General features: G+C 67.0%; 10 protein-coding genes. 4 read left to right on the top strand and 6 right to left on the bottom strand.

The window, feature by feature from the left end; genetic code table 11:
- Positions 1-68 precede the first annotated feature (68 nt).
- The gene (locus HALXA_RS15095; RefSeq protein ID WP_013881253.1) at positions 69-836 is read left to right on the top strand and encodes an SDR family NAD(P)-dependent oxidoreductase; all 768 of its coding nucleotides are present in this window, start codon (positions 69-71) and stop codon (positions 834-836) included.
- Between the two features lie 202 nt (positions 837-1,038).
- Positions 1,039-2,100 (top strand): NAD(P)-dependent glycerol-1-phosphate dehydrogenase, encoded by a 1,062-nt coding sequence (locus HALXA_RS15090; protein WP_013881252.1) that lies wholly within the window; start codon positions 1,039-1,041, stop codon positions 2,098-2,100.
- Between the two features lie 113 nt (positions 2,101-2,213).
- Here HALXA_RS15090 and HALXA_RS15085 read toward each other — a convergent pair whose 3' ends face one another.
- From HALXA_RS15085 to HALXA_RS15065, 5 genes are all read right to left on the bottom strand, one after another.
- A complete protein-coding gene (locus HALXA_RS15085) occupies positions 2,214-2,399 on the bottom strand; it encodes a hypothetical protein (RefSeq protein WP_013881251.1) in 186 nt (61 codons plus the stop codon).
- A 146-nt stretch (positions 2,400-2,545) separates the two neighbouring features.
- A complete protein-coding gene (locus tag HALXA_RS15080) occupies positions 2,546-3,583 on the bottom strand; it encodes a cytochrome b/b6 domain-containing protein (protein WP_013881250.1) in 1,038 nt (345 codons plus the stop codon).
- Complete coding sequence (locus HALXA_RS22500) at positions 3,580-4,425, bottom strand: hypothetical protein (RefSeq protein WP_013881249.1); 846 nt, start codon at positions 4,423-4,425, stop codon at positions 3,580-3,582. Before HALXA_RS22500 ends, HALXA_RS15080 begins: the two co-directional genes overlap by 4 nt.
- A complete protein-coding gene (locus HALXA_RS15070; protein WP_013881248.1) occupies positions 4,422-5,078 on the bottom strand; it encodes a 4Fe-4S dicluster domain-containing protein in 657 nt (218 codons plus the stop codon). The genes HALXA_RS22500 and HALXA_RS15070 overlap by 4 nt, the downstream gene beginning before the upstream one ends.
- 32 nt (positions 5,079-5,110) lie before the next feature.
- Positions 5,111-8,485 carry a molybdopterin-dependent oxidoreductase gene (locus HALXA_RS15065; RefSeq protein ID WP_013881247.1) on the bottom strand — a complete coding sequence of 1,125 codons (3,375 nt, stop codon included), beginning with the start codon at positions 8,483-8,485 and terminating at the stop codon, positions 5,111-5,113.
- A 264-nt stretch (positions 8,486-8,749) separates the two neighbouring features.
- On the opposite strand from HALXA_RS15065, the gene HALXA_RS15060 reads away from it, so the two are divergent.
- The gene (locus HALXA_RS15060; RefSeq protein ID WP_013881246.1) at positions 8,750-10,960 is read left to right on the top strand and encodes a hydrogenase iron-sulfur subunit; all 2,211 of its coding nucleotides are present in this window, start codon (positions 8,750-8,752) and stop codon (positions 10,958-10,960) included.
- Positions 10,957-11,589 (top strand): TorD/DmsD family molecular chaperone, encoded by a 633-nt coding sequence (locus tag HALXA_RS15055; protein WP_013881245.1) that lies wholly within the window; start codon positions 10,957-10,959, stop codon positions 11,587-11,589. The genes HALXA_RS15060 and HALXA_RS15055 overlap by 4 nt, the downstream gene beginning before the upstream one ends.
- Here the strand turns inward: HALXA_RS15055 and HALXA_RS15050 are convergent, their stop codons facing one another.
- The gene (locus HALXA_RS15050; protein WP_013881244.1) at positions 11,590-11,787 is read right to left on the bottom strand and encodes a hypothetical protein; all 198 of its coding nucleotides are present in this window, start codon (positions 11,785-11,787) and stop codon (positions 11,590-11,592) included.
- Positions 11,788-11,878: the final 91 nt, after the last annotated feature.

The raw sequence follows: 11,878 nt of genomic DNA, 5'->3' as shown, positions 1-11,878 counted from the left end.
GTGCGCATCCGGATCCCGTGGAAAAACCGAAACCATCACCACGGCCGCCCCTCGAGTACCGGTCGCACATGACAGACGACTCCGGCGCGATCAGCGTCGACGGCAAGAACGTCGTAATTATCGGCGGAACCAGCGGCATCGGCCTCGAGATCGGACGCGCGTTCGCGCGCAACGGCGCGGACGTCATCGCGTCCAGCCGGTCGGAAGACAGCGTCGCGGACGCGGCGGCCGAACTGCGCGACCTCGGCGCCGAGACGGCCGAAGTGACGTGTAACGTCCGCGACCTCGAGTCGGTCCGAAACCTCAAGGACGAGGCCGAAGCGGCCCTCGGCGGGATCGACGTTCTCGTCAACTCGGCGGGTTCGGTCGCGGCAGCACCAGTCACGGAGATGACTGAAAAAGAGTGGTATCAGGATATCGATGTGTGTCTCTCCGGCGTCTTCCGGGCGACCAAGGTGTTCGGCGACGCCATGGACGAGGGCAGCATCATCAACATCTCCTCGATGTCGGCCGAACAGTCCCGCGAGGAGCGTGCGGGCTACGTGTCGGCGAAGGCGGGTCTCAACGGCCTAACACGTGCGACCGCAGCCGATCTTGCACCCGACATCCGCGTCAACGCTATCGCTCCCGGCTTCGTCAAGACGGAACTGGCCGGCCCGAAACTCGAGGACGGCTCGGAGTTCCGGGAGGGCGTCGACGAGCGGACGCCGATGGAGCGAGTCGCGACGCCCGACGAGATCAGCGGTGCAGCACTGTACCTCGCCAGCGACGCGGCGTCGTTCACGACGGGCGAGATCATCACGATCGACGGCGGCTACGATCGCAGTTCGGTCTGAGGCGATTTCGGTCCGCGCACAGAAGGATTGAACGCGATACAATTATACTCGGAAATCAGAGTACCATTCGTATCTGGTAATTAGGTCGCAGCGAGACATCTGTGGAATCGTCGGTTGCCGGTACGGCCTCACAACCGCAGACCGGCGCCGCGAGCGATCGAGAGGAAAAACACGTATGACCCGCCGGTGAGACAGGGTAGGTATGTTCGAGAAGTCGACGTGGATTCGCCTGCCGCGAAACGTCGTCGTCGGCCACGGCGTCCGCTCGTCGGTCGTCGAGGTCGTCGACGACCTCCACCTGCAGGGACGGCCGCTGCTGGTCACGAGTCCGACGCCGCGGGAGGTCGCCGCGGATCCGGTCGCCGCGGACTTCGAGGCCGCCGGCATCGACCCCGCGATCGTCACGATCGAGACCGCGACCTTCGACTCGGTCGAGCGGGTGATCGAAACCGCGGAAGCCGAGGAGGTGTCCTACCTCGTCGGCGTCGGCGGCGGGAAGGCCATCGACATCGCGAAGATGGCCAGCGACCACCTCGAGATGGGCTTTCTCTCGGTGCCGACGGCGGCCAGCCACGACGGGATCGTCAGCAACCGTGGCTCCGTCCCGGAGGGGGACACTCGCCACAGCGTCGCGGCCGAACCGCCGCTGGCGGTCGTCGCCGACACCGAGATCCTCGCGGAGGCGCCCTGGGAGCTGACGACCGCGGGCTGTGCCGACATCATCTCCAACTACACCGCGGTGATGGACTGGCGGCTGGCCACGCGGCTCAAGGACGTCGAGTACTCCGAGTACGCCGCCGCGCTCTCGGAGATGACCGCCGAGATTCTCGTGGACAACGCCGACCTGATCCGGCCCGGCCTCGAGGAGTCGGCCTGGGTCGTCACCAAGGCGCTGATGTCCTCGGGCGTCGCGATGAGCATCGCCGACTCCTCGCGACCCGCCAGCGGCGCGGAACACCTCTTCTCGCACCAACTCGATCGCCTGGAACCCAACGGGGCCTTACACGGCCATCAGGTCGGCGTCGGCTCGATCATGACGGCCTACCTCCACGGCGGCGAGGACGGCGTCTGGCGGGACATCCGCGACGCCCTCGCGAGCATCGACGCGCCGACGACGGCCGCAGAGTTGGGCATCGACGACGAGACCGTCATTGAGGCGCTGACGACCTGCCACGAGATCCGCGACCGGTACACGATTCTGGGCGACGGGATGAACGAACGAGCGGCCCACGAAGTCGCACGAAAGACGGGCGTTATCGACTAACGGGCGGATTTCGTTCTCGGTGTCCTCGGTAGTCGTCAGCGGCAACTTACCGGGACGGCTCGAGCACCACCCGTCGGTGGCACGCTCGAGCATCGACAGCCGACGACAGTCGGCTACAGCAGGAACTCGGCGATCAGCGCCGCGATGAAGAGCGCGGCGACGATCACGAGCGCGTCGTAGCGATAGTTTCGACCCGCGGTCCCGCCGCCGCTGGGCGTCCCGAAGGCGACCCCGACGAGCCCGCCGACGGCGACGACGAGGACGGCGACGGCGTAGATCGAGTACAGCAAGTCTGCCATGCTATCACACACGCCGTAACAACACGTAAATCCCGGTGCGAGCGGTCGGATTTCCGACGGACTCGAGGCGCGTAACGAGCGCTTACGGTTCGACGGTTCATCCACCTGTCCGTCAACGATACCCGCGAGAAAAACTCGAGGACTACTCAGTCGTCGCCGGGATCGGCCGAGTCGTCGGCTCGACTCGCCGCGCTCGGCTCGCCCCCGTCCGTCGCCGCTCCCGTCGCTCGCTGTTCGCCGCGCTGGCTCAGGTACCGCGCCCGAAGGACGTTGCCGTACATTGAGAGCAACAACCCGAGCAGCAACACGAAGATCCCGGCGTTGATCCCGATCGTCCGGAGGACGCTGCCCTCGCCGAACGCCAGCGTGTCGGGCACCGGGTAGCCGCCGTACTCGAGGCTGGCCATCATCACGCTGACGATACCGACGACGACGAGCACGGCGACGACGTTGGTCGCCCACCGCCACGAGGGTTTGCGCCGGAGGCGCTCGATGCCGGTCGTGTCGTACTCGTCGGGGTCGCCGTGGAAGTTCGGCGTCATCCCCTTCGGCAGGAACGCCTTCATCTCGACGGGGTAGAACGCGGGGTGGAACCCGTGCTCGAAGGTGTGGAACATCACGCCCATCAGCATGATGATCCCGAGGAGGCCGTGGAACGCGACGAAGGCCATGGCGACCGACTGCGAGTTGTAGAAGTCGATCAGCCAGGTCTTCTGCCAGATGAGCAGCCCCGAGATCATCAACAGGATCAGTTCGACGGTGAAGATCCAGATGACCCCCTTGCCGACGTACGACAGCAGCGGCACCTCGTCGGCCTTGAACCCCGCAAACTGGCGCGCCGACGGGTGGCGCTCGTCGGCCCGGCCGAGCGCGAACTTGACGTCCTGAATGAACGCCCGCGCGTCGTCCGGGCTCGGCAGCACTGAGCGGAAGTTCGACCGACTGCTCGAGCGAAGCAGCACGTACGGCACCCAGAATCCGGTCAGCGCGATCAGCGCGAAGCCGGCCGCGCGGTGGATCGAGAGCACGCCCTCGTTGCCGCCCATCAGCTCGACGAGCCACCACAGCTCCGTGTTGAAGGCGATGGCGTAGCCCGTGAAGAACAGGACGAACACGGTCAGCGCCAGCAGCGAGTGGAACATCGTGGTGGCCCGCGAGAACTTGCCGTGGTCGAGGTTGGTCACGGCCGATCACCTCCGGGGCCGTCGTCGCCGGCTCGGTCCTCGGTCGTAGCATCGTCAGCACCGGCGCCGTCGCCGTCGGCATCGGTGTCGCCACCGCTCTCGCTGACGCCGCCGTCCGTCGCCGCGGCGGCTTCCCGCCGTTGCGTCCCGCTTGGCGGCCGCATCCGCGCGCCCAGCCGGCGGAACGCCGCCCAGTGGACGAACACCATCACGAGGATGAAGATTCCCATAATGACGTCCGCGAAGTGGACGACGGTAATCATCGCCTCGAGGACCGGTTCGGTGTTGCCGGCGACCCAGTCGGCGCCGACGCCGCCGCCCTCGACGGACGGGCGGATCCGCAGCACGTCCTCGAAGAACGGCGCGCGGCCGGAGACGAGCGCGACGGAGCCGACGGCCAGCGCCAGCCCGAACAGGGCGCTGAGCCAGAACGCGGCCCGGTCGGCGAGGCCGCCGGTCGACGGTTGACCGGCGGGTTCGCCCGGTTCCTCGGGTCCGGGTTCCGTCCCGGATTCGGGTGGTGACTCGCGGTCGCGCTGCTCCGGCGGCGTGCGTTCCTCGCTGTATCCGCCGTCAGCCTGCTCGTGGCGGCCCTCGTGCGAGTCGCTCGGACTGCCGCCCTCAGATCTGGGATCTGATGTGGATCGCCTCGTTTCACTCGGCTCACCGCTGTCCGCCGCGCCCGGAGCGTCGTCTGCAGTCGATTCATCTACTCGCCCGTCGTCGGTCGGGGCGCTCGAACTCGAGTCCGTGTCCGTGTCCGAATCCGGCGGCCCCGGCGACCCGGCAGCGCGGTCGTCTCGATCGTGGTTGTTGTCGTCCGGTGATCGTTCGTCGCTCATTGCTGATCAGTGTGGAAGAGCCGGGCGTCCTCGGCGCCGAAGATGACCTCCATGGCCTCGTCGTTGAAGAACGGCTGACTGTCCCGTTGCTCGAGTTCGTCGGCTATCTCGCCGGCGCCGCCGACGAGGATGGCGTCGGTGGCGCACTCCTCGGCGCAGGCCGGTCCCTTTCCGGCCTCCTGGCGCTCGCGGCAGCCGGTACACTTGTCCATGATGCCGCCGGTGCCGACGATCTGCGCGGAGCCGTCGTCGCTGTCGGGGAACTGCGGCGCGCCGAACGGGCAGCCCGACAGGCAGTACTGGCAGCCGACGCAGAGGTCCTCGTGGACCGCCACGAAGCCGTCGTCGTCCTTCTGTAAGGCGTTGGTCGGGCAGACCGACACGCAGGGCGCGTTCTCGCAGTGGTAACACTGCATCGGCAGGCTCGTCTCGCCGGGGTTCTCGCCGGCCTCGAGGCGGCCGGTCTTGTCGGCGTTTTCGCCCTGCGGGCCGGCGACCCCTTCGGCCATGGTCGTGATGTCGATGCGCTGGTTCTGGATTTCTCGATCCCAGGTGCGTTTGCAGGCGACGACGCAGCCGCCGCAGTCGATACAGGCCTCGACGTCGGGGAAGATCCGCATCCCCGAGCCGGTACTCATCACGCCCTGGCTCATCACCTGACCGGCCGAGTTGCCTTGATCTTGAGTCACAGTTGCTCACCTCCCTCGTACATGTCCCACTCGCGGACGTCGTACTGTTTCTGCGCGCCGAGGCCGTGCTCGTCCTGCGGGTAGTCGATGAACTCCATGTCGTAGTCGTCGACCACCGACTGGGTAGCCTTCTGGACGTGGACCACGCCGGACTTCGTCTCCTGCATCTGGGTCTCGGCGTCGAAGCCGCTCGGCGTGATGATGTTCGCGCTCTCGCCGATCGCGAGCGGTTCGGTGCCGTCGGGCCAGTTCGGCGTCAGATCCTCGCCGTGGAAGACGCCGCCCCAGTGGTAGGGCAGGAAGATCTCCTCGTCGTTGACGCGGTTGGTCACCTTCGCCTTCACGAGGATCGCGCCCTTGTCGGCCGACTCCACGATGACGTGATCGTCGCCGCCGACGACGTCGAGTGCCTCCGCGAGCGCGGGACTGATCTCCGCGTACATGTGGGGCTGGCGGTCGGCGGTATACTCGTTGTTCCGCGTCTCCGCGCCGCCGCCCTGGTGTTCGACCTGCCGGCCGGACGTGAGGATCACGGTGCGGCCGTTTTGAGAGTCGCTACCCAGTTCCGTGTGGACCGCCTCGGTCGCCCGCTGCTGGACGGTGGCGTTGTTCTGGTCGAGCCGCCAGAAGTTCCGCTGCTCCCCGTTCGCGGGCCACTCCTCGACCAGATCCGGACGCGGACTCTCGACGGGTTCGCGGTGGACGGGCACCGTATCGAGGAAGTTCCAGACGACCGCGCGCGCCTTCCCGCGACCGGTCGGCGGATCGGGCTGGGCGTTGTCGTACTCCTCGTAGGCCGACGGATCGACGCCGATGTCGTCGTACTGCTCGGCGACGGCTTGCGCGGCGTCGTACACCGACTGCTCCTCGTCGAGGGCCATCTCGACCGGCGTCGTCTGGGTCGACGGGTTCGTCGGATCGTCCGGGAGGACCGTCGAATAGCCGGGGTACGACGGGACGCCCTCGATTTCCTGATCGTCCCACCACGGCGCCTCGAACGATTCGGCAATCAGATCGAGGCCGTCCTCACCGTGTTCGTCGTAGGTCTCCTGCAGCGGGTACTCCTTGTCGATCTCGAGGTCGTTCCACTCCTCGGCCGTGGGCGCTCTGACTCCCCAGTTCTCGCGGAAGTCGTGGCCGCCGTCGCGGGGGTCGGCCTCCTTCGTCCAGATGATCGGCGAGCCGGGGTGGTCATCGCCCCAGTAGGGCCAGGGCAGCGACCAGTAGTCGCCGTCCACGGGAGTCCCCGTGTTCTGCGCCCGCAGATCGTCGGCGTTGAACGCCCAGTCGTACTCGTGGTGCTGCTGGAGCTTCTCGGGGGGCTGCTGGTAGCCGATCGAGCGGACGCCGAGGTTGATCTCCCGCAGCGCGTCCTCGTAGGAACTGCGCCCGTTGTGGACCTCCGGCCCGTTCCCCCAGTCGAAGTGCTCGCCGAAGCCCATGTACTGGGCCAGTTCCTGCATGATCTGGAGGTCGGGCTTGGAGTTGTGCGCCGGCTCCGCGACGGCTTCGCTCCACTGGACCGACCGGTGGGAGTTGGTCACCGTCCGAACGTGCTCGTACTGGCTCGAGGCCGGCAACAGGAGCACGTCCGCGTCGTCGGGTAAGGTGCCGGCGACGGCGGGGAAGACGTCGACGACCACCAGCAGGTCGAGGTTCTCCATCGCCTGCTTCATCTTGTCCATCTCGCTGATGGAGTTCGCCGAGTGACCCCAGAAAAAGGCCATCTTCAGCGGGTCGGGCTGGTAGAGGTTCGACTCGAGCAGTCGATCCCCCTGCTCCAGGGCCGCCTCGTACCAGCGGGCGACGGTCAGCCCGATCTGGAACATCATCGACCGCTCCTCGACGTCGTCGATCGGCGCTTCGGCTTGCAGCCCTTCCTCCTCTTCCTCTTCGTCTCCCGCGTCCTCGTCGCCTTCCGCCTCCTCGTCTTCGCCCTGGACGTCCGCTTCACCCTCGCCGCCTTCGCCCGCCGCTTCTTCCTCGACGTCGACGCCCGCACCGCCCGCTTCGACCTCGGCTGGCGTCTGCGTTCCCTCCCACACGTCCTCCGGCAGCAGCTCGAATTTCTCGTACAGTTCCTCGAACGAGGTGCTGCCGCTGGTCCAGGGGCTCCGATCCCAGACGTCGGCCCAGTGCTCCCACGACCCCGGCGCGTCGACGCCGTAGTAGCCCGGCAGGATGCTCGCGTCGACGCCGAGATCGGTCGCGCCCTGGACGTTCGCGTGGCCGCGCATGACCTGAAGGCCGCCGCCCGAGCGGGCCGCGCTCCCGGTTGCGAGGCTAAAGATGGCGTACGAGCGGATGTTCTGGGTCCCGTTGTTGTGCTGGGTCCCGCCCATCGCCCACTCGACCTGGATCTGCGGTTTGTTCTCGATGATCAGATCGCCGATCTCCTCGAGATCGCCCTGATCGATCCAGGTGATATCGGACACCGTCTCGAGGTCGTACTGCTCGAGTTCGGACTCGACGTCCGGCCAGCCCATCACGCGGCCCGCGAGGAACTCGTCGTCGAGTTCGTCCTGCTCGTTGATGTAGTTGAGCAGGCCCATGACCAGCGCGACGTCCGTCCCCGGGCGCAGGCGGTAGAAGTAGTCGGCATGGGCCGAGGTCTTCGTGTAGCGGGGGTCGATCGAGACGATCGTCCCGCCGCGGGCCTGACCCTCTAAGATGTGCTGCATCGCGATCGGGTGGGACTCGGCGGGGTTCTGCCCTAAAATGATGAGCAGGTCGAAGTTGCGGTAGTCGTTGATCGTGTTGGTCATCGCGCCGAAGCCCCAGGTGTTGGCCAGCCCCGTGACCGTCGGAGAGTGACAGATCCGCGCCTGGTGATCGACGTTGTTCGTGCCCATGAACGCCGCGAACTTGCGGCTGGCGTAGGCCGCCTCGTTCGAGTGGTGGGCGCTACCTAGGAACATGACGCTCTCGCGGCTGTACTCCTCGATCGTCTGCTCCCACGTGTCGGCGATCTCCCGGAAGGCGTCGTCCCAGGTCACGCGACGCCACTCGCCGTCCTCCTTTCGCATCGGATGCTTCAGGCGCTTGGGCGAGTGTTCGGTCTCGAGGATGCCCGCGCCCTTCGAGCAGAGCGAGCCGTTGTTGATCGGGTTCTCGAACCACGGCTCCTGCCCGACGAAGGAGTTGCCGTCCTTGACCGCCTTGAAGCCGCAGCCGACGGCGCAGTAGTTGCAGATCACCTTCGACGTCTCCTCTCCCTCGGGGACGCCGTCGTCGCCCTGCTCCTCCTGCGTGCCGCCGAGCGCGTGCCCGGCGGCCCCGCCGCCGAGGAAGACCCCGCCCGCGAGCGCGCTGGCTTTTACGAACGAGCGCCGGTCGAGGTCGATCGTGACCGGGTCTTCCCCGGCGCTCATTGCGATACCCCTGTCGTGACGGTCGCGTATCGCACTGCCCGGTGCGACACCGTGCTATAGACACCCATACCTAGACCGGATCGTTCCCCGTCGACAGTTATGAATATTTGCTCGAGTACGTTGCGATGAACGTACAATTCCCCGATGTTATTCCCCAATTGAGTCAAACATTCTCACGACGGCACTCGTTTATATGAAAATACTCGTGAAACACAATCGTTCATTACATAACGCTATTACCGTGTCACCTAATAGCACAACGGGATGAACGTCGGAAGCTTCGTCTGTTCCTGCGCCGACACCTGCGATATCGACCTCGAGGGTGCTCGGGACGGGATCGAGGGCGTCGACGTGGCGGCGAGTTCGCGCCTGCTGTGCGAGGACGGCTTGCCCGCGATGGAGCGGGTGATCGAAGAGTACGACCTCGACGAGGTGATCGTCACCTGCCCGGAGGAGCGCGTCCAGCGGAAACTTCGGCGCGTCGCCGAGCAGCGGAGCGTCCACCCCGACGCGGTCTCGTTCGTCGATCAGCGCGAGGGCGCCGGCTGGGTCCACGACGAGGCCAGCGCGACGGCCAAGACCGCCCGCATGATCAACGCCCGTCAGGCTGGTCTCGAGGCCGAGTCCATTCCTCGGTCGATCTCCCAGGAAGCCGGCGACAGCGTCGCGGTCGTCGGCGACCCCGAGACCGCCGCAGCGCTGGCCGCGGACGCCGACGTGACCCTGATCGCCGACGGGCGGGAGTACGTCGATTCGGCCGCCGATCTGGACGACGTGACGATCGAGCGCGGCCGCGTCGTCGGCGTCGACGGCCGCTACGGGGACTTTACGATCCGGCTCGAGGCGTGCGTCACCGAGGACTGTATCTCCTGTATGAAATGCGTCCACGAGGGCCCCGACGGCGCCGTGACGCGCTATCCGGTCGACATCGACCCCGACGCACCCGACGGCGCGTGGACCGAGGTCTGTCCCACCGACGCGATCGACCTCGAGGGCGTCGAACGTACGCTCGAGGTCGATCAGGTCGTCTACCCCGCCGCGAACCGGCAAACGCGGGGCGGCCGAATCGGCTTCTACACCGCGCCGATCGACGCGGCCACGATCGCCGCAGTCAAGCGACACGTCGGCGGCCTCGAGAAGCCCGACCACCTCGACCTCGAGATGGACGTCTGCGCGGCCGGCGACTCGAGCCAGCCGGGCTGCAACGAGTGCGTCGAGGTCTGTCCGCACGACGCCGTCGAACGCACGAAGATCGACGAGGTCGAATTTCACAAGGACGCCTGCCAGAACTGCGGGGCCTGCACCAGCGCCTGTCCGACCGGCGCGACGCGACTCCGGGAACCGTCGAACGAGCGCATCGCCCGCGAAGTCGAGGCACTCCTCCGCCGGACCGACGACGAGGGCGGCTGGCTGCTGAACCGCTCGGGATCGGACCTCGAGACCCCGATCGTCGCGTTCGTCTGTTCGGAGGAGGCCGACGACGCCCTGCGGGAGTACGGCCGCCTCGCCGCCGCGGGAAAGGCCGAGGTCGAGTACCCGCCGATTCTCCCCGTGCACGTGAACTGCACCGACACCGTCGGCGAGGCCCACGCGATGCACGCGCTGGCCTGCGGCGCCGACGGCGTGGCGATCGTCGGCTGCGGCGGCGACTGTCTCCACTCCGGCCCCGATCCGAAGGCCGACCTCGTCGACCGGCTGAATCGGGCGAGCCGCGACCTCGAGTTGGGTGAGCGGTTCGAATTCTTCGCGCCCGATCCCGACGAACCGGGCGCGTTCGTCGAAGCGATCTCGACGTTTGCGGTCGAACTCGAGGAGTCGCCGGTGCCGGAGGGCGAGCACGAGGCGACCGGCGAGACCGACGATTCCGAGCGCGAGAATCCCGCGTTCGACAGTCACGGCTGGACCTTAGAGAGCGTCCGCGCAATCTTAGCGCACGTCGAGCCCGAGCGCGAGGTGATCCGCGGCCTGAAGGACTTCGGTCGGATGGCCGTCGACGACGGCTGTACGTTCACCCCGACGTGTTCGACGCTCTGCCCGACCGACGCGATCCGGCGCGACGAGGAGGGGGCCGTCCTCGAGTTCAATCACGAGCGCTGCGTGAACTGCGGGACCTGCGAGGAGGGCTGCGTCGAGGACGCGATCACGATGCACGACGGCCTTCACCTGTCGCTGCTGCCCGAGCGCCGGGACGACGCGTCGGAGCCGGCCTGGGTCACGGTTCACGACGGCGAGATGCGCGAGTGTCGCAACTGCGGCGAGCCGTTCGCCAGCGAGGGCACCGCCCGCAAGATCGAGGGCGAGGTCGGCGGGATCGTCGCCGGCGTCGCACCGAGCGCGGCGGGCAGCGTCTTCGACTACTGCGACAACTGTCGCGCGCAGTTTCTGTACGACCGCGGCGGCGGCCCGAGCGGGACGGACGGAGCCGGCGGCGCCGGTGGCACCGACGGTACTGGTGCCGGAGGTGAGCGCCAATGAGCGTCGATCAGCGCGCGCTCTACGAGGCCCGCCTCGAGCTGGTGAACTTCCTGATCGACGCGTTCGCGGACGTGCCGACGGCGGCGTTCGTCGCGACGCTGCTGGGCGACGAGATCACGTTCCCGGAGGGCAGCGTCGACGACCGACTCGACCGCGGCTTCGAGCGACTGGATTCGTTCATCGCCGAAAACGAGAACCGCGATCCCGACGCCGTCCAGGAGGATCTCGAGCGCGAGTTCACGCGGCTGTTCGTCGGCCCGCGGCCGCCGATCCTCCCCCACGAGACCTACTACCGCGAGGACACCGACTTCCGCGGGGCGGGGCTGGCCGAGGTCGAGGCCAGCTACGGCGCGGCCGGCTGGTCGCCGCCCGAGGACTACCCCGAGGAGAACGACTACGTCGCCGTCGAACTGGCCTTCCTCCGGAACCTGATCCGGCGACAGCGCGAGGGCTACGAGGAGACGTTCGGCTACCAGCGGGTCTTCCACGAGGAACACCTCTCGGAGTGGATCGCGGACTTCGCCGCGGACGTCCGCGAGCAGACCGACGAACCGTTCTACGCGGCCGTCGCTGACGTGCTCGAGGGCTATATCGCGTTCGAGGAAGAGATCGCGGTGCAGATGGCCTGATTACGACTCGGACGCGTCGTCGTCGGCCTCCGACTCATCCTCCGCGTCGTCGACGAACCCCTCGAGCACTTCGTCGGAGAACGAGACGTCGCCGTCGCGCTCGGCGTCGTTGACGTAGTGGGGCGCCGTGTGCGTCCACACCTTCTTCCCACGTTTCCCGTCGGGACCCGCGTTCGTCTCCCAGTTGGTGTGGGTCATACGTATACGTGTGATTCAGTAGCACGGATATAGCTTTGTGGCGATTCCCCTGTCACTCAGACTGGCCTAGCATTTCCGGACTCGAGCGAAA

Source organism: Halopiger xanaduensis SH-6 (assembly GCF_000217715.1).
Classification (GTDB): Archaea; Halobacteriota; Halobacteria; order Halobacteriales; family Natrialbaceae; genus Halopiger; species Halopiger xanaduensis.
This window is presented reverse-complemented; position numbering and strand designations above follow the sequence as displayed.

Bases quoted from the DNA above. Each gene is read 5' to 3' on its own strand.
- HALXA_RS15095 (WP_013881253.1), top strand. From the start codon at position 69: ATGACAGACGACTCCGGCGCGATCAGCGTCGACGGCAAGAACGTCGTA.
- HALXA_RS15090 (WP_013881252.1), top strand. From the start codon at position 1,039: ATGTTCGAGAAGTCGACGTGGATTCGCCTGCCGCGAAACGTCGTCGTC.
- HALXA_RS15085 (WP_013881251.1), bottom strand. From the start codon at position 2,399: ATGGCAGACTTGCTGTACTCGATCTACGCCGTCGCCGTCCTCGTCGTC.
- HALXA_RS22500 (WP_013881249.1), bottom strand. From the start codon at position 4,425: ATGAGCGACGAACGATCACCGGACGACAACAACCACGATCGAGACGAC.
- HALXA_RS15070 (WP_013881248.1), bottom strand. From the start codon at position 5,078: ATGAGCCAGGGCGTGATGAGTACCGGCTCGGGGATGCGGATCTTCCCC.
- HALXA_RS15065 (WP_013881247.1), bottom strand. From the start codon at position 8,485: ATGAGCGCCGGGGAAGACCCGGTCACGATCGACCTCGACCGGCGCTCG.
- HALXA_RS15060 (WP_013881246.1), top strand. From the start codon at position 8,750: ATGAACGTCGGAAGCTTCGTCTGTTCCTGCGCCGACACCTGCGATATC.
- HALXA_RS15055 (WP_013881245.1), top strand. From the start codon at position 10,957: ATGAGCGTCGATCAGCGCGCGCTCTACGAGGCCCGCCTCGAGCTGGTG.
- HALXA_RS15050 (WP_013881244.1), bottom strand. From the start codon at position 11,787: ATGACCCACACCAACTGGGAGACGAACGCGGGTCCCGACGGGAAACGT.